Source organism: Desulforegula conservatrix Mb1Pa (genome assembly GCF_000426225.1).
Lineage (GTDB): Bacteria > Desulfobacterota > Desulfobacteria > Desulfobacterales > Desulforegulaceae > Desulforegula > Desulforegula conservatrix.
Genome location: NZ_AUEY01000006.1, coordinates 73,213 through 98,295 on the forward strand (window position 1 = coordinate 73,213; position 25,083 = coordinate 98,295).

General features: G+C 45.2%; 20 protein-coding genes. 9 read left to right on the top strand and 11 right to left on the bottom strand.

The window, feature by feature from the left end:
* The first annotated feature begins 142 nt into the window (after nucleotides 1-142).
* The 4 genes from K245_RS0104425 (at nucleotide 143) to K245_RS0104440 (ending at nucleotide 4,543) form a co-directional block, all read left to right on the top strand.
* Nucleotides 143-943 carry a cytidylate kinase-like family protein gene (locus K245_RS0104425; protein WP_027358337.1) on the top strand — a complete coding sequence of 267 codons (801 nt, stop codon included), beginning with the start codon at nucleotides 143-145 and terminating at the stop codon, nucleotides 941-943.
* Nucleotides 944-1,043: 100 nt separating this feature from the next.
* Nucleotides 1,044-2,531, top strand: coding sequence for a sensor histidine kinase (locus tag K245_RS23060; protein WP_051283864.1), 1,488 nt, complete (start codon nucleotides 1,044-1,046; stop codon nucleotides 2,529-2,531).
* Nucleotides 2,513-3,865: a sigma-54-dependent transcriptional regulator gene (locus K245_RS0104435; protein ID WP_027358338.1), complete on the top strand. Its 1,353-nt coding sequence runs from the start codon at nucleotides 2,513-2,515 to the stop codon at nucleotides 3,863-3,865. Before K245_RS23060 ends, K245_RS0104435 begins: the two co-directional genes overlap by 19 nt.
* A gap of 3 nt (nucleotides 3,866-3,868) precedes the next feature.
* Nucleotides 3,869-4,543: a metallophosphoesterase family protein gene (locus K245_RS0104440; protein WP_027358339.1), complete on the top strand. Its 675-nt coding sequence runs from the start codon at nucleotides 3,869-3,871 to the stop codon at nucleotides 4,541-4,543.
* A 12-nt stretch (nucleotides 4,544-4,555) separates the two neighbouring features.
* Here the strand turns inward: K245_RS0104440 and K245_RS0104445 are convergent, their stop codons facing one another.
* The 5 genes from K245_RS0104445 to K245_RS0104470 form a co-directional block, all read right to left on the bottom strand.
* Nucleotides 4,556-5,317 carry an NADH-quinone oxidoreductase subunit B family protein gene (locus K245_RS0104445; RefSeq protein WP_027358340.1) on the bottom strand — a complete coding sequence of 254 codons (762 nt, stop codon included), beginning with the start codon at nucleotides 5,315-5,317 and terminating at the stop codon, nucleotides 4,556-4,558.
* Nucleotides 5,318-5,586: 269 nt separating this feature from the next.
* Nucleotides 5,587-7,113: a hydrogenase large subunit gene (locus K245_RS0104455; protein WP_027358341.1), complete on the bottom strand. Its 1,527-nt coding sequence runs from the start codon at nucleotides 7,111-7,113 to the stop codon at nucleotides 5,587-5,589.
* Entirely contained in the window at nucleotides 7,110-8,546 is a 1,437-nt protein-coding gene (locus K245_RS0104460; protein WP_027358342.1) for a proton-conducting transporter transmembrane domain-containing protein, read from the bottom strand. The genes K245_RS0104455 and K245_RS0104460 overlap by 4 nt, the downstream gene beginning before the upstream one ends.
* Nucleotides 8,547-8,551: 5 nt before the next feature.
* Nucleotides 8,552-9,220 carry a hydrogenase gene (locus tag K245_RS0104465; protein ID WP_051283865.1) on the bottom strand — a complete coding sequence of 223 codons (669 nt, stop codon included), beginning with the start codon at nucleotides 9,218-9,220 and terminating at the stop codon, nucleotides 8,552-8,554.
* A gap of 3 nt (nucleotides 9,221-9,223) precedes the next feature.
* The gene (locus tag K245_RS0104470) at nucleotides 9,224-10,132 is read right to left on the bottom strand and encodes a respiratory chain complex I subunit 1 family protein (protein WP_027358344.1); all 909 of its coding nucleotides are present in this window, start codon (nucleotides 10,130-10,132) and stop codon (nucleotides 9,224-9,226) included.
* Between the two features lie 185 nt (nucleotides 10,133-10,317).
* Between K245_RS0104470 and K245_RS0104475 the strand changes: the two genes are divergently transcribed.
* The 5 genes from K245_RS0104475 (at nucleotide 10,318) to K245_RS0104495 (ending at nucleotide 15,075) form a co-directional block, all read left to right on the top strand.
* Entirely contained in the window at nucleotides 10,318-10,554 is a 237-nt protein-coding gene (locus tag K245_RS0104475; protein WP_027358345.1) for a hypothetical protein, read from the top strand.
* A complete protein-coding gene (locus K245_RS0104480) occupies nucleotides 10,547-10,888 on the top strand; it encodes a type II toxin-antitoxin system PemK/MazF family toxin (protein WP_027358346.1) in 342 nt (113 codons plus the stop codon). Before K245_RS0104475 ends, K245_RS0104480 begins: the two co-directional genes overlap by 8 nt.
* Nucleotides 10,889-10,939: 51 nt before the next feature.
* The gene (locus K245_RS0104485; protein WP_027358347.1) at nucleotides 10,940-11,623 is read left to right on the top strand and encodes a PTS sugar transporter subunit IIA; all 684 of its coding nucleotides are present in this window, start codon (nucleotides 10,940-10,942) and stop codon (nucleotides 11,621-11,623) included.
* Nucleotides 11,620-13,614 carry a proton-conducting transporter transmembrane domain-containing protein gene (locus tag K245_RS0104490; protein ID WP_027358348.1) on the top strand — a complete coding sequence of 665 codons (1,995 nt, stop codon included), beginning with the start codon at nucleotides 11,620-11,622 and terminating at the stop codon, nucleotides 13,612-13,614. The genes K245_RS0104485 and K245_RS0104490 overlap by 4 nt, the downstream gene beginning before the upstream one ends.
* A gap of 108 nt (nucleotides 13,615-13,722) precedes the next feature.
* Complete coding sequence (locus tag K245_RS0104495) at nucleotides 13,723-15,075, top strand: MFS transporter (protein WP_198013828.1); 1,353 nt, start codon at nucleotides 13,723-13,725, stop codon at nucleotides 15,073-15,075.
* 224 nt (nucleotides 15,076-15,299) lie between these two features.
* Here the strand turns inward: K245_RS0104495 and K245_RS0104505 are convergent, their stop codons facing one another.
* The 6 genes from K245_RS0104505 to K245_RS0104535 all read right to left on the bottom strand — a co-directional run.
* Entirely contained in the window at nucleotides 15,300-16,130 is an 831-nt protein-coding gene (locus K245_RS0104505) for a cytidylate kinase-like family protein (RefSeq protein ID WP_027358350.1), read from the bottom strand.
* 40 nt (nucleotides 16,131-16,170) lie between these two features.
* On the bottom strand, nucleotides 16,171-18,837 hold the full coding sequence (locus K245_RS23065) for a PEP/pyruvate-binding domain-containing protein (protein WP_051283867.1): 2,667 nt from the start codon (nucleotides 18,835-18,837) through the stop codon (nucleotides 16,171-16,173).
* Nucleotides 18,834-21,272: a PEP-utilizing enzyme gene (locus K245_RS0104515; protein ID WP_027358351.1), complete on the bottom strand. Its 2,439-nt coding sequence runs from the start codon at nucleotides 21,270-21,272 to the stop codon at nucleotides 18,834-18,836. The genes K245_RS23065 and K245_RS0104515 overlap by 4 nt, the downstream gene beginning before the upstream one ends.
* Before the next feature lie 264 nt (nucleotides 21,273-21,536).
* The gene (locus K245_RS0104520) at nucleotides 21,537-21,941 is read right to left on the bottom strand and encodes a response regulator (RefSeq protein ID WP_051283868.1); all 405 of its coding nucleotides are present in this window, start codon (nucleotides 21,939-21,941) and stop codon (nucleotides 21,537-21,539) included.
* Complete coding sequence (locus K245_RS23070; RefSeq protein ID WP_035276460.1) at nucleotides 21,928-24,522, bottom strand: PEP/pyruvate-binding domain-containing protein; 2,595 nt, start codon at nucleotides 24,520-24,522, stop codon at nucleotides 21,928-21,930. Before K245_RS23070 ends, K245_RS0104520 begins: the two co-directional genes overlap by 14 nt.
* A gap of 348 nt (nucleotides 24,523-24,870) precedes the next feature.
* Nucleotides 24,871-25,083, bottom strand: a 213-nt coding sequence (locus tag K245_RS0104535; RefSeq protein ID WP_027358353.1) for a transposase, incomplete at its 5' end; no start/stop codon positions are given.

Genomic DNA, 25,083 nt, shown 5'->3' on the forward strand with positions numbered 1-25,083 from the left:
GTCCTTAGTACAAAACAAAAAACCATGCCCCCAATTTTCTGACAGATCCGCGACGCTCTGACAGTCGGAAAATTTATCCCGCCGGTCATTGCCAGCTGACCGGCGGGCTTATTATTTCCCCATAACAGAAAAGGAAAATGAAATGGCAATTATTACAATCTCAAGAGGATGTTGCAGCAGAGGAAAAGAAGTAGCTGAACTGGTCGCAAAAAGATTGAAATATGCATGCATTTCAAGGGAAATTCTTCTGGACGCATCAGAAATATTCCATGTTTCTGAGCTTAAACTCAGAAAAGCCATTCACGATGTCCCTTCTCTGATTGAAAGGTTCACCTATGGGAGGGAAAGATGCCTGGCCTATATCGAAGCCGCCCTGCTGCAATTTTTAAGTGAGGACAATATTGTATATCATGGGCTTGCGGGCCATTTTCTTGTCAGAAATATCCCTAATGTTTTAAAGGTAAGGATAGTGGCTGACATGAATGAAAGAATCAGGCTTGAAATGGAGAGGGAAAACGTTTCGGCAGAGGAAGCGGAAATCATGATCAGAAAGAATGACGATCAGAGAATTAAATGGAGCACGTATCTATACGGCGTTGATACTTCTGACTCATCCCTCTACGATCTTATCATAAACTTGAAAAGCCTTAATGTCGAAGACGCGGCTGATATAATATGCGAGGCAGTAAAAAGAAAAGCTTTTGAAACAAATAACGAATCACTCGCCACAATAAGGGATATTGCACTTGTAAAAGCAGCCATCATGGAAATAATTCCTGACTCCAAAGTAACCGCAAGTGACGGACAAATAACAATCAAGTGCAAAATAGGGGATGTTGACACAGAAACCTTCTCCAGTGAAATCAGAAAAAAGGCTCTTTCGGTAAAAGGGGTGAAAAACGCAAAAGTGGTTTTTGATCATGTAGTCGAGTTCAGCGAATAGCAAGGCCTTAAAATTCGGATTATCAGACCCAGGCCAGCAACGCAGACATCTGATTATTCGTTTCAGTTTTGCAATTAATCGCCGCCAAAGGCAATTCAGCATGTCGTCATTAGGTTCCAAAGGAAATTCAAAACTTAAAACAATACTGACATCAATAAAGGGTCAGATATTCATTATTTTTACAGCAACCTTTATTTCACTTGTCGGGCTGACTCTGCTTAATTTCTGGAGTCTGTCGAGTGTGAAAGCGAGCCTGTTGAGGGGTGAGCGATATTATGATCTTCTCAATAATATTCTTGAGGTTCGAAGATTTGAAAAAAACTTCCTGCTTTACCATGATATGGAAAGCCTCAGGGAGGGAGCAGAATATCTTGAGAAGATAGATTCCCTGTCCAGTGAATTATCGAGGGACATAATACGCGTCACGGACAAGGCTTCTTTTGACAATTTTCTTGCTAATCTGAAAACCTATGAAAATGACATGGATCTTTATGCAAGAGGTATGACAAACGGACTAAAAAACGAGGAAATCCGTCTTGCAGGAAAAGCAATGGTCGATTTTTCCGAACACCTGCTTGCGACCAAAAAACTTCTTGTGCACAGAGCACTTTTCAGGGCTTCTTTTCTTCCCTTTGCCTTTCTTGGTATTTGCCTGCTTCTAACAATGCTTGTCATAAAGCTTATATCCCAGGGACTTTTAAAGCCCCTCAAGGCTTTGCATCACACCATAAGAAGGGTTGCCAAGGGCGATTTCAGCCCGGCTCCTTATATGGAGCTTCACCCGCATGAAATATCCCGACTTATCAGGGCATTTAACAGAATGGCCCACGAGATAGAAACCAATCACAAAGATCTTCTGCATGCAAAAAAAATAGCGGCGCTTGGAACTTTCACCGCAGGCATAGCCCATGAGCTGAATAATCCTATCAATAATATTTCCCTGACCGCCGAAACTTTTGTCGAAAATCATTTCGAATCAATGGATGACGATGCAAAAGAACTTATGAACGACATTCTTGATCAGGCTGAAAGAGCCGGGGACATAGTAAGAAACCTGCTTGATTTTTCAAGATCTGAAAATCCTGATTTTTCAGACCTTGACGCAGTAAATATTGTCGCAAGCACGGCTGCTCTGGTCAAAAACCAAACCAGACTCGCAGGTATCACCATTAAATATGACATCCAGGATAACCTTCCGGCTGTACGAGGCAATCTGAGAAATCTCCAGCAGGTTTTCATGAATCTCTTTCTAAATGCCGTTCATGCTATGCAGGAAGGCGGCACCCTGATCGTAAAGGTATCGGAAGATCCTCCATGCTTTGTGCGTTTTGATGTGGAAGACACTGGCGGCGGCATAGAATCCGAGACTCTGGAACGTATATTCGAACCTTTTTATACGACCAAATCGGTTGGTCAGGGTGTAGGACTCGGTCTTTCAGTTTCATATTCCATCATAATGAGGCATGGCGGCAAAATAGAGGCAAGGAGCGAAAAAGGTAAAGGCAGCGTATTTTCGGTTTTCCTTCCTGTTTCCGGAGAATGTGAACAGGAAAGCCTTAATGACCAGGAATGGCAAGATTCAAAATGAGAATAGCGGTTCTGGACGATGAAATAATAGTTTGCCGAAGATTGAGTCAGGCACTGACCAAAGACGCTTATGACGTAGAAGCCTTTACCACGGCTGAATCATTTCTCGCGAAGATGAGACAGAATCCTTTTGACATAGTTTTTTCAGACCTGAAGCTCAAGGACGGAAACGGAATTGATATTCTCGCAAAGACAAAATCGGTCCGTGAAGAGACAGAAGTAATAATAATCACAGGATATGCCAGCATAGAAACAGCCATAGAGGCAATAAAAGAAGGTGCTTATCATTATGTGACAAAACCATTCAATATGAATGAAATAAGACTTCTGGCAAAGAGCGCTTCAGAAAAGATAGAACTCAGGATGGAAAACCTGAGACTGAGGGAAGCGCTCAAGGGAGGAACAGGGCTTCACTCAATCCTTGGCGTAAGCCAGCCTATGCAGGATCTTTTTTCCATGATCAGGAAACTTGCTCCGGTTGACTGCAATGTTATTCTTCAGGGAGCGAGCGGAACAGGAAAGGCGCTGGTTGCAAAGGCCATTCATCAGCTCAGCAGAAGAAAAGACAGCCATTTTGTCAGTTTTAACTGCGGAGGGTTTACAGATGAACTGATCGCGAGCGAACTTTTCGGATATGAAAAAGGAGCTTTTACAGGTGCTACGGCCAGCAAAGTAGGGCTTCTTGAGTCTGCCACAGGTGGAACTGTGTTTCTTGATGAAATCGGGGAAATGCCGCTTTCGATGCAGGTGAAACTGCTCCATGTCATTCAGGACAGATCCATTCTAAGGGTTGGTGGAGTAAGACCCATAGATCTGGATATAAGGGTGATCGCAGCCACAAATCGTGATCTGAGGCATGAGGTTGCCATAGGAAATTTCAGGGAGGATCTTTTCTACCGCCTGAATGTTGTAATGCTTCATCTGCCATCCCTTGATGAACGAAGGGAAGATATTCTTATCCTCATAAACCATTTCATGGAAAAATTCAGCCTGGCATTTCACAAGAAAGTCTCGGATATACAGCCCCATGCACTGCAAATACTCATGAACTACACTTATCCTGGCAATGTCCGCGAGCTTGAAAACATAGTAGAAAGAGCTGTGGCACTTACTGACTGCGAGATGATAAGAGCCCAGGATCTGCCCCAGGATCTTCAGCAACTTGAGTTTGACAATATTGAGGGAGAAGGACTTGTAACCCTGGCTGAGATTGAAAAAAGATACATATCAAGGATTCTTGAAAAGACAGGATACAACAAGGCTGAAACAGCCCAGATTCTTGATATTCCTCGAACAACCCTATGGCGTAAGCTGAAATCTTACAAGATAGGATAAAAAATGGAAGAGCCCCTGTTTTCAGGAAAAATATTTGCCGTAGGAGACATCCACGGGTGCTTGGACAAGCTTGAAAATCTAATGAAACGCATCCCATTCAATCCTGAAAATGACCTGATCGTTTTTCTTGGGGATTATATAAACAGAGGCTCTGAAACAAGGAAAGTCATGGATTTTCTTCTTGAGATAGAAAAAATCGCGGCTCATGCGGTGTTTCTTCTTGGGAATCATGAGCACAGCCTTCTCGAGTATTCAAAAAAACCTGATCCCGATGATCTCAGAACGCTCAGGTTAATGGGAATTGAAAACACACTCGAATGCTATGGTGAAAAAGACGCAAGGTCGCTGAGGGATCTTTTGTTTATGCCTGAAAACCACAGACATTTCATAAGAAATCTCAAACCCTTTTTCAGAACAGAAGACTATATCTTCGTACATGCAGGTATTACCCCGGGGCTTGAGCCTGAAAAAACAAGGCTCGACGCCCTGTTGAACTCAAGGCCTCATAAAATGGATATGAAAGATTATATCTGGAAAAAGCAGACAATTGTCTTTGGCCACACCCCCTTTGATACTCCTTTTATTACTGAGAATCTTATAGGAATCGACACTGGAGCTGTCTACGGCAATATGCTTACAGCTGTTGAGCTGCCGGAAATAATTTTTTATCACGCCTGAAGCCCCAATAAATCATTCATTTAGCTTATTTACTAGGCCCAGAATCCTCAAAATAGCGTCAAGGATCGTTACAGGATGAGGCGGGCAACCCGGAATATAAAGATCAACTGGAATAACGCCTAAAATTTCGTTATTCACCGCAGGCAGCCCCTGGAAAGGACCTCCGCCTATGGCGCATGATCCGCAGGCCACCACAATTTTTGGTGACGGGATTGCCTCGTATGTCTTAAGCAGGGCATCCTTCATGTTTTCCGTGACAGGGCCGGTAATCCATAGTCCGTCTGCGTGGCGAGGGCTTGCAACAAACTGCACCCCGAAACGTCCGAGATCCCAGCCTATGGTTGAAAGAACATTTGTGTCAGCCTCGCATGCGTTACATCCACCTGCGCTGACTTCCCTTAATTTAAGAGAACGTTTAAACAGCTTGAGCAGATCCCTGGAAAGGGGTCGGGCAAAATGACGATCTCCATCTGATGCTATTAATAGCTGGTCACGGTCATTCACGGCCAGTCTTGGGTCATCTGTGAATGACACGGCTTCTTTTGCAGGACATTCAGAGCAGAAAAGACATTTGCCCATATCAAGGGACAAACCTGTCGAAAAAGACAGCGCTCCGAAAGGGCAGGCTTTTGCAATCAGGCCGAATTCGTCAGGAGATATTTCCGCGCTGATCACAGGATAGCCCCGAAATCTTTCAGGCATTATGACCTTGGTTTTTGGATACTTAGTTGTCTGATGCCCCTGTCTGAATCGGGCAATAATCTCACTGATCATAAAACCATTATCCTTTTCAATTGGCTATCCTCCAGTTAAATATGGACAAGGTCGCAAAAAGTCCAATTTTCGTCTTTCCGGCGCAGGCCGAAATCCAGAAGTATCTGAAAATACGCAGATGCCGGATCAAGTCCGGCATGACTCCATTGCCTTTTTTGAGTTTTTGCGACGCCATCAAATATTGACCTGCCTGAATCAATCATAAATCCAAATTCTGAGATCAGAAACCCTGATGTCGGATTACGGATAAAGGACGATATAGCCAGACCTTACAAATCAAAGCCACAGTAAGAAAGGTTAAAGCTCTTGTTACACAGAGGAAAATCCGAGATCTGCTGGTCCCGCATGGCCATTGCCAATCCCTGCCAGTTATGGAAAGATGGATCCGTTATCTTGTAACGCAAAAATCTTCCTGTTTCATCAGTAACTGCAACATGGCATATTTCACCTCTCCAGCCCTCTGTCATGGCCACAGACAACTTGCCGCAGGACAGGGTGGATGCTGCTGCCTCTTTTCTGTGTGCTCCTGCCGGCATATGACGAAGCTGGTCTGAAATAAAGGCAATGGATTTTTGTGCTTCCTGCCAGCGAATCATGGCTCTGGCGCATACGTCTCCATGATAGCCGGTGGCCATTGGTATGTGCGACATTCTGAAAATTCCAAAGGGATAATCATGACGGACATCCCGCTTGAGTCCGCATGCCCTTGCGGCAGGGCCGACCAGCCCAAGTTCTTCGGCTGATACCGGGGATAGTTCGCCTGCTCCCTCGAGTCTGCTCATTACGGACTGAGTTTTCCAAAGAAGATCAACTGCGCTTGCCAGATCTTTGCCAGCATGTTCCAGACTTTTTAGAAGGTGATCGCGCTGATCAAGGGACAGAGTAAATACCGTTCCTCCTGGAGTAATAAAACCGCGTCCGAATCTGCTTCCGCACAAAACCGCGCTCATATTCAGAAAGTCGCCCCGGATGCGTCCGCAAAAAGACGCTGTGGGCAGATAGCCGACATCGCCTGATATGGCCCCAAGATCCCCTGTATGATTGGCAAGACGTTCAAGCTCAAGGGCAATGCCTCTGAGCCCTTCGGCACAGGCTGGTGATCTTGTTCCTGAGAGAGATTCCATTATCATGCAGTATGCCTGGGTATGGCCGATGGTGGTATCGCCTGCGACTGTTTCCATCATACTCAGACTGCGCGGATACGGGCCTCCTGTCATTGCCTGCTCGATTCCCCGGTGTTGATACCCAAGAGATATTTCAAGATGAAAGACCTTTTCACCGTGGCATTGGAAACGGAAATGCCCGGGTTCTATGATTCCGGCATGAACAGGACCGACAGCGACTTCATGAACTTCCTCTCCCTTAACCTGATAAAAATCCATGGCTCCGGCTTTTGCTTGCTCGTTAGCAGGTTGTCCCCATGCATTTATTCCATTAACAAACGATTTATGAAATCTTACAGGCTTGAACCAAGGATGGTCTTCTGCAATTATTCCGCACTGTTCCGAAATTTCGCGCTCGAACAACTGAACCTGGGGGCACAGCTCGGCTATTGAGGGGAATCTGTCTCCGCAGACAGTCGTCCGCATGATCCCAAGCTGCCCTTCCACCTTGTAGGCCATGATGCAGCAAAGGGATGTCTTTCCATTCCCAGGAATTCCGAAATATGTAACTACTCGCCAGCCCAGGCCCGTTGCATCAATGATCGTCTGTAAAAATCGCGTCAGTTCCAGCTCAGGAATATCGTTATATGTAATTGTCGTGCCATTATAGATGAAGCCCATAATGTTTTTCATGGATTCACCTTCAAAAGTTCCGCTCCTTCATTCAAAAGCCTTGTCAAAAACCTGGGTTGCCATACTCCGAGCAGAAAAATCACAAACATCATGAAAAGAGGGGGAGCCACGGTGAGAAATCTGTCTCTGTATTTTGTGGTTTCTATTTCCTGGGGAGGTTTTCCCATGACCATAGGTATTACTATATTTGCCATTCCAATGAATATTACGGCCAGAAAAAAGATGAACATACTCCCTATGATATAATGCCCATGAACAAAGGAACTGCTTATAATGCCGAATTCACTTATGAACGGTGAAAAAGGAGGCGAGCCTGTAATGGCTATGAAACCTGTCATAAAAAGCCATGCAGACCAGGGAAGTCTGGTCATGCCTCCCCGTACCACGCTGATATTTTTACTGGAATATGATCTGTGAAGATTTCCGGCAGACAGAAAAAGAACCCCTTTTGTGAGCCCGTTATTTACAAGATGAAACAGGGTGGCAAATGCCGCCGCTTTTCCAAGCCCAAGCCCTACGGCCAAAATTCCGACATGCTCGACACTGGAATAGGCGAGCATTCTCTTAAAGTCGGTCTGTTTTGTCATAAAGACGGCAGCAATCGCCATGGAACCGAGCCCCATACCGATGAGAGCATTCTGAAAAAAAACCGTCTCACTATCAGATGCAATACAGACCTGATAAATTCGGATGATTGCAAGAAAAGCGCAGTTGACAAGGCCTCCGGCAAGAAGAGCTCCCACAAGTCCCGGAGCTTCGCCGTAAGCGTCCGGTTTCCAGACATGGAGCGGGGCCAATCCCATTTTACAGCCGTATCCGACCAGAAGAAATATAAATGAGGCATGAAGCCATCCCTTATTTAGTCCCGCCGCGGAAGCCATAAGAGGCCCCATCAGGAGAGTCGCGTCCTTATGCGCCACATGGGTTGAATAAGCAAGGAACATAAGGCCTAAAAAAGCCAGGGCTATCCCGACTGAGCAGATAAGCAGATATTTCCATGTCGCTTCAATGGAACGGGCATTGCGGTTGTAATATATAAGAGGAGTCATGGTTACGGTGGTGGTTTCAATGGCAACCCAGAACAGCCCCAGGTGTTGGGACATTGTTACAATGGTCATGGCTGAAAGACAGATCAACAGGCATATGCAGAGAATCTTATTCGGCCGCTCACGTCTATAACTCAGATATCCGACGGAATAAACCGAGCAGACAGCAAACAGCAGGCTTATACAGATAAGCACTATAGCCCCAAGCGGGTCAAGCCATATCCATCCTTTTGCAGATGGAGGAGGAGGATTGGTTGACATAAAAAAAGTCATGGCAAGATGGGGCAAGGCCACAAAAGGAAGAATATACGGGCGAAACCGGTCATTTGTAATTATCCAGGAGGCAAGAGCCCCGGCTATGGGCAGCAGACACAGTGCATAGAGCATTACTGTTATTCCTCTTTCAGAATGCTGAGCCGGGAAGTATCTATTGATGAAAACTCCCGGCTGATATGGTTAATTACTATTGCCATGACAAATACTCCCACAAGAAGGTCAAGGAGAATCCCTGCTTCCACCATAACAGGCATCACTTCTGTAAGCAGAAGCCCGAATATGAAAATTCCGTTTTCCAGAACAAGATATCCTATTACCTGCGAAATGGCTTTTTTCCTTGTGGTCAGAAGCAGAAATCCGGTCATTATCGTGGATATGGAGGCAGGCACAAAAAGAAGATCCCTGTGCTCAGGTGCAAGCGGAAGTTTTTCGGCAAAAACAAATGACAGTGCGGTTAAAACAGCGCCAAGCATGATGGACGGGATATAGCCGAGAAAAGGTTCTATTTCCCTTTTTATTTGGACGTCACGGACAGCATTATTTAATAATTTAGGGATGATAAATCCCTTGATCACGACAATTCCAATGGAAATGCCTGCAAGGTGCCATGAAAAGGAATGGACAAATCCTGGAATTATTCCGAGAATTACACCCTGAATTGCTGCCGCACGAATACAAAATGTCATTCGGCTTGATCCGAGCATAACGAAATTAATAAGCATAACTGCAACAAGAAATTTATCTGCAAAAATAACCAAAAAACTTCCGTCTTGTAATCCGACCATCTGTCACCTCAATATCAGCATAATGGAAAAAGCGGATAGAATCGTTGCCGCAATCAGAAGTTGGGGTATACGAATCATACGCAGTCTTGCCATCATTGATTCAACGCACCCGATTACAACGGCCAGAAACAGCATTTCGATTATAAACAGCCCCCAGTCCGAATATGCATTACCTGTCTTGACCGGCATTACAATATTCATGAATATGGATCCTATTATGAAAAGCTTCATGGCTGCCCCGTATATAATATAACCAAAATCAGGCCCGCTGTGGTCAAGCACCATGACTTCATGGATCATTGTCAGCTCAAGATGTGTGTTCGGATCATCAAAAGGAATACGGCAGTTTTCGGCAAGCAGAATAATGAACAGGGAAATAACTATCAGAACCATGGTTGATCCAGCCTTGAACCATATAGCCGGAGTGGCGAAACCAAGCATTTCGGAAAGAGAGAGAGAATCACTCAACCTGGACATGGTCAGCATGACGAAAAATAATGTCGGCTCGGCAAGACATGAAAAAGTAACTTCGCGGGCAGCGCCCATTCCCTCGAAACTTGAGCCTGTATCAAGGGCCGCTATTGTCGTGAAAAAACGTGCCAGACCCCAAAGATAGGCGAAGAGGATAATGTCTCCGCTGAATGACACAGGAGAATGATGGCGTCCGAACGGCACAAGCATGGCAGCAATGATAGTTGCTGCCAGATTGATGACAGGCCCGGCCTTGAAAACCCAGGTCGTTGTTTCGCTGAAAACCGAATTTTTGCGGAGCAGCTTGAAAAAATCATAATAATACTGAAAGCATGGAGAACCTGTGCGTCCTGCGAATACGGCCTTGGTTTTAGCGATGACTCCTGGAAGCAGAAGCGGCATCGTCAGCAAAACAAGGCAATGTATTATGGTATCTGTCATGAGGCTGCCCCCTTTATGCTATTTGCCTGCGGTTTGCCCGAAAAGACTTTAGGATTTGGCATGACCATAAGGCCATGTAAAGATTCACTGGCTGACAGAATTTAGAATATTAATGACATGTTACTAAAGAATATGTTATACTTTTTTATACGTCAATAAGAATATCAGACATCCAGGAGTTTTATATGGTGAATACCAGACTCAATATCACCCTTCCCACCCACATTGCGGATGACATCAAGGCCCTCTATGGACAGCTCGGTCTGAGTCAGTTTCTTGAAGATGCGGCGGACGAGAAACTCTCGGAAATAAAAAACAGAGCTCATCTGAAACTCATTGAGGGATACATGGCTACTGTCGAAGAGACAGTGGATGTCCTCAAGAAATTCGAATCCGCTTTTATGGAGAAGCCTGATGTTTAAACGTTGCGGAATATACCAGGTCAGCCTTCCAAATATTGAAAAAGACAATAAAAATCTCTGCCCCTGTCTTGTGGTCAGCAACAATATAAGCAACGAATTTTCACCAGTTGTCACCATTCTGCCGCTTGCCTTTTCCAATCTCGATAGAATTTATGAATTCGAGACATTTATCCCTGCTGTTTCAAACGGACTTGGGAAAGATGCAAAGGTAAGCTCCCATATAATTATAACCATCAACAAATCCAGAGTGATCGGTGAACGTATAGGTTTTTTACCCAAAGCGATCATGGCAAAAATAGACAAGACTCTGCGCCTTCAGCTTGATTTGTTATGAGTTAGGATGCTTTCAAGACGGCGCATCAATCTAATCCTTCAGGAATCTCTAATGCTGTTAAAAACATCGGATGCGGCCATAGCCATAAATGTCACTGAAAATGTCATTCAGAGCTGGATAAAAAAGGACGGCCTTCCGGCGGAAATGATAAGCGGCGAGCTAATGATAAACAGGACAGATCTTCTGGAATGGGCAACAGAAAGAGGATTAAAGGTAGATCCTGAAATTTTCAAAGTAAATGATGACGAAAACATTCACATGCCAACCCTCATGGAAGCAATTGAATCAGGAGGCATTCATTTCGGAGTCAAGGGGAATGACAAGGAGACTGTTCTCAGAAATGTTGTGGAATGCCTCAATCTGCCGGATAAACTGGATCCTGAATTTATCCTTCAGGTACTTTTAACAAGGGAAGCCATGGGGACAACCGCCATCGGCGACGGGATCGCAATACCCCACGTCCGCAATCCCATCATGCTCCGGATCCCAAAACCCAAGATTGCGCTCTGTTTTCTTGAAACGCCGATTGATTTCGAGGCCTTTGACGCCAAGCCTGTTAATATCCTGTTTACGTTGACAAGCCCCACAGTAAAAGTACATCTGCATCTTTTATCACGACTTGCCTTTGCGCTGCGTGAAAAACGTTTGAGGAGCGTTCTTCAAAATCAGGATAGCAAGGAAACAATCATGGCCGTTTTTAAGGAAATAGACAGTTCTCCAGGGAGGCCAAAATGATGGAAACCAGTATTGAATCATGGCCTGTCTTACTTATTATTTTGTCTTCATTTATTTCTTTGGCCTCTGGCATTCCAATTCTTTTCGGGATTATTGCTCCGGCTGCCGGACAGCGTATTTCTGCGGGCCTGATGGTGCTGTCAGCCTTGACAGGACTGACAGGAGCAATATCTGTTCTTGCCAGCCAAACTGAAACAGTCATCAAATTGAACTGGCATTTGCCGCTGGGTCCCATGATATGTTCCGTTGATTCCCTTTCAGCATTTTTCATGATTCCTGTTTTCATAATAACTGCTTGCGCCAGCATTTATTCCATCGAATACTGGCCGGCCAAAGATAATTTGCAAAACATCCGGCGACTCACTTTTTTTTTCGGAGCCCTGGCTTCAGCCATTCTCTGGGTTGTAATGGCCGGGTCCGCGGCTCTTTTTCTTTTTGCCTGGGAAATAATGGCCATATCTGCATTTTTTGTTTTAACAGCAGATGATTCGGACACAGAAGTTCGTGAAGCAGGTATCCTGTATCTGATCTGCACACATATTGGCACCCTTGCTCTGTTTGTACTCTTCGCAATGCTTAATTATGCCTCTGGTTCATTTGCTTTCCCTGGTTCAGGATCCATAGAAGCAGGAAATTTCATGGCAACAGTCCTTTTTTTTCTCGGTATTTTCGGATTCGGCATCAAGGCTGGAATAATGCCTTTCCATGTATGGCTGCCATCTGCACATGCAAACGCTCCGAGTCATGTTTCGGCCGTAATGTCAGGGATCATTCTTAAAATCGGTATTTATGGTATTTTACGCCTGCTTTCATTCTTCAAAGCCATTCCTCTCTGGTGGGGAATTACCATACTGACTGTCGGTGTGGTTTCAGGTGTTCTCGGGGTGGTTTTCGCCATAGCCCAGCACGATTTAAAACGTCTTCTTGCCTATCACAGTATAGAAAACATCGGAATTATCATGATGGGAATCGGACTTTCCCTGATCGGAATATCAGAAAAATCGTCAATACTCATTATACTTGGAATGGCAGGAGCCCTGCTGCACGTCATGAACCACGCTATATTCAAGGCGCTGCTCTTTTTTGGGGCAGGTTCTGTCATCCACGCTGTCGGTACAAGAGAGATTGACCGGATGGGAGGACTCCTGCGCAAAATGCCCTGGACAGCCGCATTTTTTCTGACCGGAGCAGTTGCCATATGCGGGCTTCCTCCCCTGAATGGTTTTGTGAGCGAATTTTTTATTTATCTGGGGCTTTTCAGCAGCGCCGCACGCGGGAACGGTGCATCTGCCGCAGCATGCGCTCTTGCTGCGCCATGTCTTGCCCTTATCGGAGGACTCGCGCTTGCCTGTTTTGTAAAGGTTTTTGGTGTGGTTTTTCTGGGAACCGAACGTTTTCAGCTTCAAGAACATGATCATGAAGCGGGCCTAAGCATGCGCATACCCATGGCCGTACTTGCGTCAATATGCGTATTCATCGGCGTTGTACCATTTATGCTTGTGCCTGTTCTGGAATCAGCTGTCAGGGTTTGGAACCATTCAGCCGCGATTGACATTGCCCTTGCCGAAGCTGTTCCCTTTAAATGGATATCAATCATGGCGATTGCGCTTATATCTGTCATTGTTTGTCTATATTTTGCGAGGATAAGAAAGGCTTCTTCCGAAAAGAGCACGACATGGGGATGCGGCTATACCGAACCTACGCCCCGAATGCAATACACAGCTTCTTCATTTGCAGATACGATAATAGGGCTGTTTGCCGGAGTTCTCTGGCCAACAATCCATAAGCCGGAAATAAAGTCTGTTTTCCCAAAAAGCTCAAGATTCTCAAGCCATGTTCCTGAAACTGTCCTTGAAAAAATATATCTTCCGCTACTTCACCTGGTAAGCGACAGACTCACTGCAATCAGAAAACTACAGCACGGTCATCTTCATTTTTATATTCTTTATATATTTCTTACACTGATTGCACTTATGATTATTCCTGATTAATATAAACTTGATGGACTCGCAAAAACTTAAAAATGGCAACGGCGTCAGACAGGACTTTATCCTGCATATAGTATTTTCAGACACTTCTGGATTCCGGACTTCGCTGGAATGACGAAAATCGGACTTTTTGCGACTTTGTCAAACTTGACTGCCATGAGTATGGCCAATGTGTTTGGTAATAAAAAAGGCGAATTTGAATTGAACCGGACAAAAACAACTTTCCGCGCCCTGTCTTCAAAAAACTACAGACTTTTCATGGCTGGCCAGGGAGTATCCCTTATAGGAACCTGGGTGCAGCAGACAGCCATGAGCTGGCTGGTTTACAGGATGACACATTCAGCCGCGCTTTTAGGCGTTGTCGGCTTCTGTAGCCAGATCCCCTCGTTTTTTATCGCTCCTTTTGCAGGCGTTCTGGCTGACAGAATAAACAAGCACAGGCTGATAATTCTGACCCAGGCGCTTTCCATGCTTCAGGCTCTATTTTTGGGTATTCTCATTCTCACAGACTCCATCAAGGTTTGGCATATTCCGGCTCTCAGCCTTTTTATAGGACTGGTGAATGCATTTGACATCCCGACTCGCCAGTCTTTTGTTATAGAAATGGTGGACGACAAATCTCTCCTTGGAAATGCCATTGCGCTTAACTCCTCGATGGTTAATATTGCCCGCATGATAGGCCCTACAATAGCAGGCATAATGATTGCCGCTTTTGGCGAAGGGATCTGTTTTTTCTTAAATGCGGGCAGTTATGTGGCAGTGATTTTTTCCCTGGTACTCATGAAAAACATAAAGAGCAGAATTAGTTCTGAACATAAGTCAGCCCTGAAAGGTCTTAGAGAAGGATTTAATTATGCCTTCGGTTTTATGCCGATCAAGGCGATAATTCTTCAGCTTGGCATTGTAAGTTTAACCGGTGTGCCATTCATGGTGCTTCTGCCTGTTTTCGCAAGTGACATCCTTCATGGCGGGCCCCACACCCTCGGTTTTCTCATGGCAGCTTCAGGGGTCGGAGCTCTCTGCGGAGCCCTGTTCCTTGCATCACGAAAAAATGTTTTCGGACTTGGAAAAATTATAGCTTCAGCAACATTTCTCTTTGGCTGCGGCCTATTATTTTTTTCCATGTCCAAGGTTTTATGGTTTTCAATGACGATGCTGTTTCTGTCAGGATTCGGAATGATGGTGCAGATGGCTGCAAGCAACACGATACTTCAGACCATTGTCGATGATGACAAACGCGGCAGGGTAATGAGCTTTTTCACCATGGCCTTCATAGGCATGGCTCCATTCGGAAGCCTCTGGGCCGGTACGCTTGCAAGTCATATCGGCGCCCCTGAGACACTTTTCATAGGAGGGCTCTGCTGCATTATCTGTGCTGCGGTCTTTGCAAGAAAACTTCCTGACATACGGAAAATGATCAGACCGGTATATGAAAAAATAGGCATCATAAAAACATTCGAATAAGGATTGCCTCCGACGTTGATGCTCTCGCAAAAACCCGAAAAAAAGCTTCAGGGCCATGCCGGACTTGATCCGGCATCCAGTATTTCAATTATTTCCGTATTCCGGCTCTCGGTTTTCACCGGGACAGGCCCCGCCGGAATGACGGAAGTCTGACTTTTTGAGACCTTGTCAAAAATAATTTATTTATAGATTTCAGCATTTAACCGAAGCACAGCCATTTCAAATCAGCGGTTTGCCATATACATCAGCGAGCCTGCCGTGACTTCCTCTTCGACCATTATGTCCATCTTGTTTATGCCGGACATATTTTTAAGGAGATTTTCGATTCCGGCCACAACCTGTTTCCTGTTTGAAACCCTTTTGGGAAATAAAACAGTCAGGTGGCCATCATCTGAGCTGACCACGGCGTCAAAATATTTGTTAATTATCAGCGCTTTTGCCGTAGCTGCCATACTAAGATCGTTCAAATTCTTTTTAGACTCGGCAGTTGGCTGGAAAGAAGAAAATGCAGCTGCATGACATATCATGTTCACACAGTCATCAATTGAAATATGATTGATATTCAGTATCAGATCATAAAGGCTTGGGTCTGTCGTATCTATGTCATATATGGATTTAGACCATCTGCGCCTTTCTTTGTCGTAACAGACAAGGGTCTTCATTGCCTGGAATTCTGTTGTTTTTTCCCTTGCCATCAGTTCAGAAACCCTGCTGTCAAAATCTGCGATTATCCTTGCCTTGATGGCATGGCTTATTCCCTGTAGAAAAAAATGGCCTGCCACACCATGATAAACAACATTGCCTCTTTTCATATAATTGAGAAGCGCCGCTCTTATATATGCGATATAGATCTCTTTACTCCTCGTAACTTTTTCAAGAAAGGAAGGGCCTTTATACATTGCCTCGGACAGTTTTATTTCCGTCACGTTGAAGGTGTCAGAGGCTTCAAGAATGATTTCGCTTGAAATGCATTCATATTTGAGCCGTTCCGCAACCTTTTCCGCAATAAGTTTGCCCTTGCTGCAATACGCTCTTGAAATACTAATAATTGCCATGAGATCCTCCTTTCTGACTGGAAAAATGTTTTGTTTATATTCATTCAGCTGTTTTTTGAGCTTCTTGATCTCCGTGCATTCCACCCAGAGCGTAATCACCTTTCATAAAAGCATCTGCGACCTTTGCAGGGGCCTCGTCATCATCCATGACAGCGTCAAGAAGACGGCTGAATCCGAGCAGCCTGCCTGTCATTACGAGTCTTTCCCTTATATCCTCTGCCCTGAGTTCAAAAATTGAGGCCGTCACAAGATCTTCATGCTGCTGGCATGAGAATCCGTATTCCTTCATTACCTGAACAACAAACCGGGCCCTGCGTTCCCTCTGAACAGCAGTGGTGCCTCCTCCCTTGAATCTGAATCTGATATGATTCCCCCGTGGATTGATTCCGCATACAGCGTCGACCATCGCAAAATGGAAATCCACCCTTGCGTTCAGATTCAGATAATCCCTGGTGATCATGGCGTAATTCTGGTTACCAACCGGCCTTGCGCTTCTTTCATCGAGCATTGCCTTGGTGAAAAGCCCGGATATGGCCGGAGCAGGCGGAGCCTGATTCCAGCGCAGTCCAGGAGTTGAGATTCCTTCCCAGAGAGAAAGGAAAGGCGATGAATAAATATCTGAGGGTCGTATTTTCATGCCTTTTTTTCCAGGTGAAATACCGCCACCAAGGTCAAGAATCAGAAAATGAAACGGAATCCCCTCGTCAAGCCGGTGAACCATGGAACCTGCATCCTCAAGAAGGGCATCGCCGGCATCAAACATGGAAAGCACAGCCATTTCATGGACGTAGCGGATAATATCGTGAACGGATCTGCACTCCTTAATCGAAAATGTCGGGCCATAGCTATCCGTAAGATTCAGGGGCTCAATCATTTTACGAAGTCTGGCAAGGGCCGGAAAATGAGTTGAAACAGAATCTTCCGGCGCTTTTACGACCGTCTTTTTTCTCCTTGTGTATGATGTTATTCCTTCAGGAGCCCTGCGGACCGATGCGGAATCTGCATCAAGAATTATCCAGTCACCGTCTTTCAGAGTAGAAGAGGCGATTCCGGTTGATGTCAGCATAGGAATGCCATACTCCCTTGCCACACAAGAAAGATGATCCGCAGGATTTCCAAGGTCAACCACAATCCCCTCAAAGCAATCAAGCCAGGCAGCAGCATCAACCATGCTCTGGCGAAGAACCATAATATAGGGAGTCTCAATATCTTTTTTCACTGCCTTGACATCTTCGGCTGAGCTCACAAGCACAGCCTTTCCAGCGCATCTTCCGTTTGACGCGCAGACACCCCCGGATAGCAGAACCCCACCTTGAGAAGGATCAAACTTTTGACTCTTTTTAGGGCCAAGCCTTATTTCCCTTGACTGGAGAAGAGAAATCCCGCCGCATTCATCAATTGCCCATTCAATATCCTGGGGCTTTCCGTAAAGGCTTTCCACCATGCGGCCGCATCTTGCCAGTCTGCATGCCTCGTCAAAGGACAGAACCGACATCTCTCCGGCATCAAAGGAAATCTCTTCACTCATAATGCCTTCCCCGGAAGAAGCCACGCAGCGCCTGTTTTTAAAAGCAAGTTTTGACCATTCTGAAAAAGGAATATCCTCGGGCCTGTCCCTCAAGGGCATGTAAAGATCGGCCGGAGCGCTCCCGCCCACAGCTGATATTCCAAGGCCAGGAACCGCGCTTATGAGCATTCTTCCTTTTTCAGGCCCGGATGTATTATCGGCCTGATTATCGGCCTGATTATCTGACGGATTAACCGTGAACATAACACCGGCAGCCCTCGCATCAGCCATGAGCTGGCACAGAACGGCCATATCGCTGCCTACGAGCGGAAGGCCTGCGTTCATCCTGTAAATAATGGCCCTTGGACTGAAACTGCTTGCGATAACATCCAGAATCGCATTTTTCAGGCTTTCGAAAAAAATGACGTTGAGAATACTCTTGAACTGTCCTGCAAAGGAATGATCGGCTTTGTCCTCGGCAAGGGCGCTGCTCCTGACAGACATTGCATTGCCTGAATTGCCGGTCAGTCTTTCATGGAAAACACGAAGTTCATTTTCAAGCTCCACAGGAATTCTTGCATCCATTATCCGCTTTCTGATTTCAGCAGAATCTGCATCAAGTTCCGCAGCATTCAGGGACGGAGCATTCTCCATTCTCTGAAGCCTCTGTTTTATGAAGGAATCAATTCCATTGGACGAAAGTATCTCAGAGCATGCTGGTGCAGTAAGTACAAAGCCATCGGGAACCTGAAAACCGGCTTTTTTCAGAAATGCGAGATTTGAGGCCTTGGAGCCTGCGACCCCTGCCATGTCAGACTGAAAATCGTCAAGAAAGACACAGAAAGAAGCCCTGTGAGAGTTTATTGCTGACTCAAGCTGTTTTCTGATTTCTGCTGACAGGGAACTGTGCCTTGCATAAAGGGCTGCATGGGAACCCTTTCCGATTCTGACAAGACCGTCAACAAGTTCATAAGTTGTCTCAAGAAGCTCATCAATTTCCGATGAAAGGCTGTCCCACGACATTGCCGAGGATCTCATTGTCTGGTCAATGGACTTAAGAAGTTCAAGGGCAGTTTCATTATTTGAAAGAATTATCCTGAACGTATGATATCTTGCCTTCAGCTCATAAAGGGCTGCCGTTATTTTTTTCAGGCGCCATCTTGTCCATTTTGAATGTAGAAAACCGATGATCTTTTTCATTGCGCACCCAGCTTTCTGAATTCATCAAGAAGATTTTCCATGATTCCTGAATCTGTCATCACTACATCCATCTGCCTGGTGAAAGCGGAAAGCTGTCCGAGTCTTATAAGACAGTGTTTCATTTCATCAGGTTTTGCCATTTTCAGTTTTCCGATTACAAGATCAGCCTTGATATCCACCTTGAAGTCCATTTCTTCAAGAACAGCTTTTATGAATCCTGCCCTGATATTTTTGCGAGTATCGTCGGCAAAACCTCCAGCAAACCTGAAATATATGTAGTTCTGGCTGGGCAAGCTGCCGAAATAACTGTCTACGATGGTGTAGTGATAGCCGAGCAGTAAGCCGAGATTCATATAACTGTCCGCTGCGATGACATGATTTGTTCCAGAATATTTTGGAATACCGGTTGAAGCCCCTGTTGCTGAAGGCATTTTTGCCATGCCTGAAACAATGTCTGAAAAACTTATGGGAACCGGGGAATCCAGCCACATTTCCCTGTCGTTTATCCCGGACAGGAAAGCCTTCAGAGGTACAGACTCAATCTGGTCTATCCTTATTCTGTCTGAACATTCCGATGCGATGGCGCCTCCAAGATCAATCAGAAAAAGATCAAGCGGCACGCTGAGTTCAATTTTTTGGGCATATGATCTCAAATCCCCTGCCCCAGGATACTTTATGCCAAGGAGTCTTGCCACAGAGCATTCATGGGCAAAATGAATGATGTCGTGGTAGGTACGGCAGCCCGAGGCTGAATAGTCGTCTGTGTTTGGATCCGTAAGTCCGAGCGGAGTTATCCACCTCAGGAGACGTCTTAGGGAGGCATATTCCTCATCTCCTGGCATAAGCCCTGTATCAAGGCCAGCTTCGACCATTACGCTTTCTACTATGCCCCTGTAGATGGTTTTTCCTGATGCATCAACAGTCGCTTCCAACCCTGGAGGAAGCATTTCAAGGGCTCTTTCAAGGCCAAAAATCGAGGGAACCCGAAGCTCCCTTGCAACCGTCGCAAGATGTCCTATGGGGCTTCCTATTTCTGTAATAAATGCCGAGGCCTTTCTTAAAAAGGGGAAAAGTCTCGGACTCGCCGTTTTTGCAACGGCTATTGCCCCATGAGGAAACGAATCCAGGCTGTCATCCTCCCTGACATGACTGATAATTCCGGCTGAAGCTCCTGACTGAACGGTTTCTCCTCCTGAAATGATTATTTCGGCTTCATAAGCTTCTGAAAATGTCTGCGAGGCTGAAAGTGTTTTTTCACGCAAAGGATCTACTGTTTTAATATCAATGAAAACAGGGCCGCCGGATTCTCTTTTTATCCATGCAAATTCATGGTTTTCTCCGGTCATCCTCCAGAATTTCACGGCATTTTCAGCAAGAGATTTAAGAAATTCGGGCCTGAGAAGAGCATGGCCACGCTGGAGTCCATTGCTGGTAAGCTGAAAGCCTTTTGAGGCGGAAACAAAAGGAGTATCTTCAGACTTTGGAATGATTTCTGACCTTATAAGACCATACGGAAAGATTTTTTTGACAATATAGTTTTCCGTATCTTTGAAAGGATTTTCAGGCCCGCCTGGATTTGATGCAGTAATTCTTATGACTCCGGCAGGGAATCCATGCATGGTCTCAGCTCTTACCTTGCCTGCAATTCCTGCATCAATATGTTCATGAACTGCAAGAGCGACACGCATTTCATCGTTGCCGTTTTTAGTATTTTTTTCTTTATAATCCAAAAGAACTCTACAGCACGTTGCAAGAACCTTTTCAGGCGTCGCTTGGCATATACTTGATATTTCATGAAATTCATTATCTTCTCCGGCAAGATGAATTGCCCGGATCTGTACTTCGGTAACCTTGCTGTTTCTTTGTAAAAAGACTTCAAATTCCTCGATAATTGCATTTCCAAGATCAGAGCTCATAAACTCTTTATCATTCTGCCTTGCGTGCCTGAAAAAATTATCACATCCCGACATTGTGACCGCAAAACCGTCAGGAGCTGGGATATCAAGATGATAACGGGCTTCTGCGAGGCATATATTCAGAGAACCGACGATCGGTTCCAGCTCCCAACCGATATTTCCGTATGAAAGCGCAAACTTTTGTGCAAAAGGCCCCATTCCTCCGCCAAGGATGTCATCAAGAATATCCCTTATCTCCTGAAAGCGGTCGTAGAGCCTTATATACCTGTTTCCGGACATTGCGTTGATGCAGTAGACGATATGATAAACAAGCTCTCCAAGCCTCCTGATCGAGCTTTCCATGAAAGCCCTGTCAAAAATATATTCCCCGCCAAGAACCCTGTCCATTTCCGCCATTATTTCGAGCGCTTTGGTATTCAGCTTCTGTATACGCCTGAATTTCAGGAAGAGCGCCCTCACAGATTCAGGAAAATCATTTGCAACAGGCTGATTTTTTTGTTTTTTGAACGGAAAGAACATGAGTCATGCCTTGTATGGTCAATTTCTAATATTCGAATTTGAATTTTGATGAACTCGCAAAAAGCCCCCAAAAGGCATCGGCGTCATGCAGGACTTGATACGGCATCCAGTAATTTCAACCACTTCTGGTCCGGCCTGTGCCGGAATGACGAGGATTGGACTTTTTGCGATCTTATCAATTTTGGGGTTTGGGATTTTTATAAAAAAGCAGCGACGTTTTTTAAATCCTGCTTCTGTAATGTTCAGCCACAATCCCGCTTTCTGCTATCCCTTTATTTTTGCCTCAAGTCTTTTAACTGTATCCAGAATCTCACCCAGCTTGAAAGGTTTTGCAACAAAGTCAAAAGCTCCTTTACGGAAGGATTCCTTGGCTGTATCAGGCGTCGCAAAACCTGTGATTACAATGACAGAAGTCTCGGGCCATGTTTCCTTCACATGCTCAAGGAATTTCATGCCATCCAACCCTTCCATTTTGAGATCTGTTATTACAATATCAAAACGGTCGGTGTCGATTCTCGCCTTTGCCGAAGCACTGTCATTGAATGTTTCGACAGAATATCCGGCTTTCTGAAATGCCGGAGACAGACGCTTGCAGACTATCGCCTCGTCGTCCAGAATCAAAATTCTGGTCTTTTGTGATCCGCTAACGGAAATATTATGCTCTGCCATTGAATGCCTCCATCATTGGTTTAACTTTCTCCAGAAAATCAGAATGAAAATGCGCTATATGGCTGTCAGTGGCCATTTCAACATCAAGCTGGCGGGTGTATCCTATAAGTGCGCCTATTATCATTGTTCTTGAACACATTCTCTCTTTTGACATTTTTTTCAGACGCCCGGCCACAAGATCCCCGTGAAGCTCAACAAGGAAATCGAGGTGCTCCAGAATTCCTGCAATAAATCTTGCCCGCCTTGATCTTCGTCCGAAATCCGTGACTCCGCCCATGAATCTGAAAAAAACATAATTATCATTGGGCTCATCATCGATAAAGGCATTAACAACCGTATAATGATATCCCAGCTTGAGATTAAGGTTCATGTACTCCCTTGAAACAACGGCAAGATTACGCTCAGTCGAACTATTCTGGGAGGAGTGCGTTGAAACAAGGGTTCGGGTGAGACTTGACATGAAACTGCCTATATCCATTGAAACAGGCTCAGTTCCCCACATGCCTGAATTTACAAGGCCTTCCAAAAGAGCCTTTAAAGGCATGGAGGCAATATTTTCAAGAGCCACTGTTTTTGCTTCCTGGGGGGCATCAAGACCGCCATCAATGTCTATGACCATTAGGCCAAGCGGCAGTTTCGATTTGAAACGTTTGGGAACCCTGTCATGATATTTCTGATAATTTTCACTTAGATCAATGAGCTTTTCCACAGCCTTTTCATGGACGTATCTTGTAATATCATGAAAAGTCAGGCATTTTTCCGGTCTAAAATCCCTGGTTCTTGAATCCACAAGATGAAGTGGATAAATTTTCCTGAGCAGTCTTTTAAGAAGCCTGTACTCATATGTTTCCTCAAAAACTTCCTGCTCGGCCAGTTCGAACCTGGTAAGCTCCTTGACCGAGCCCCGGTATATGGTATTCCTAGTTGCGTCCATGGTAATCTCGTCTCCTGTCTCAAGAAGACCGGTCGCTACATCAGTTCCCACAATAGCCGGGATGCGGTACTCCCTTGCAAGGGTAGCCATATGTCCTGTCGGAGAACCTATGTCTGTTATGATTCCATGAGCCCTCGGCATAACGCGTCCATATTTGGGAGACGTATGCCTTGTAACGAGAATGGAACCGTAAGGAAAATCATTAAGATCATCATCTTTAAGCGCAATATATACTTTCCCTGATGCCACACCCTGCTGAACCACAGTGCCCTTACCTGAAAATATTATCTCGGCAGACCTTGTGGCAAGACCGACATCGGTTCTTGCCTGCGGAATCTCAGGCCTTATATTGAGAGGCCTTGCCTGGAGGATGTATAGCTCTCCCTTGTCATCAAACGCCCATTCCACGTCCTGGGGCCTTTTATAATATCTCTCTATGTTCATCGCAGACTGGGCAAGATACTCTATCTGATAAGGAGAAAGCGAAGACCTTCTTCGCAGCCTTTCAGGCGTATCTTTCCATACAGTCCCACCTGAGGAATCGGAAACAAGCATTTTGTCCTTGTGAAGATCAACTTCCTCGGAAAGGACCTTGTGGGGCGGCATCCTGTCAAGGATAAACATGTCAGATTCAGCTGTTCCCTGCACCACTGCCGGGCCAAGTCCCCATGCAGAGCTTATTACCATTGCTTCTTTTTCAAGCGGAAGAGGAGCGTAAGTATACATTGCTCCGCTTGCAACAGCAGAAACCATTAACTGGCATCCCACAGCCATTGCCATCTCATGTTCCCGAAATCCCCTGTGAAGCCTGTAATGCCAGGCCTCATGGGTATACGCACTGGCAACAACCTTTCTGTAAGCGTCAGGAATCCCATCCTTGGACACGTTCAAAACGCTTTCATACTGCCCCGCAAAGCTGAAGCCGCTGTCCTCTCCCCAGGCGCTGCTTCTGACGGCGAACATCAGCTCTTCGCCCTTATGCTTTTTTGAAATAGCTTTAAGAGCAGAATTCATTCCTGCGATAATATCTTTTGGTATAGGTGATGACAGAATTCGTTTTACAATTTCATCGCATATGGCATCAAAAGGCAGTTCTTCATTCCTCCATGAGGCAAGAAGTTTTTGCGCGTATTTCAAATGCCCGCCGTATTCCATGAAATCAAAAAACGCTTTGGTCGTAAACACAAACCCATCAGGAGTTGGAAGTCCCAAAAAACTTTTTATATCACCAATCACGGCAAACTTGTTGCCAACCTCCTCCTTAAAATCACCGTTCACATTGTCTATGGAAATGACAGGGCTTACAGTCGGAACAACCCTGCGGCCGGATAATTCTTCATGAAGTTCATGCTGTATGCGCTCAAATGCGACAAAAAGCTCGACATTGTCTGATTTCGTCAGAATGCAAAGATCTGAAATCAGTTTAAAAACATTGTCACTGGCCATTTCACAGGCATCCTTAATGTATTGCCTGTCAAAAACATACTCGCCGCCAAGCTTGTCGCCCATGTCGCTCATCAGTTCGAGGATTTTGTTGTTCCTCTCGAGTATGCTTCTGAACTTTCTGAAAAGAACGAGAAACGGGAGCATGTCCCGTGAACTTCTCCATCTGCCCAGAAAATCAAATAATCCATTGAGTCGTTTCATAAGCTCTCTGTTTTTTTATTAATGCCTGATTATCACAACGCGGGGTACGCATGCCAAAAGCCTTCCCACCATTACGGTTCAATGACTAAAGCCACAATTGATGGTCTCGCAAAAACTCAAAATAAGGAGGTTGCGTCATGCCGGGATTTATCCGGCATCCAGTATTTCAGAAACTTCTGGATTCAGGCCTTCGCCGGCATGACGGAAATCTGACCTTTTGCGGCCCTGTCAAATAAAAATCCCAGGTATTAACAGGAGTGGCCCGCAGTCACCGACCACCGGCAAAGCCGGTGGCATGGAATTCTGAACCGCTCAAAGCGGTAAAAAATGGGGATCACCTAAAGGTGATTAATCAAACAGTCTTAACTGTTCAATTCTGCGGTCCTCATATTCTTGTTTTCTAATATACTCTCGAACCGCCAGCTCATCTTTGCCAACTGTCGAGACATAATAGCCTCTTGCCCAAAAATTCTGACCAGTAAAATTCTTTTTCCGGCCACCATAATTCCTTGCAATGCTTATTGCACTCTTCCCCTTTATAAAGCCTACTACTTGAGCCAC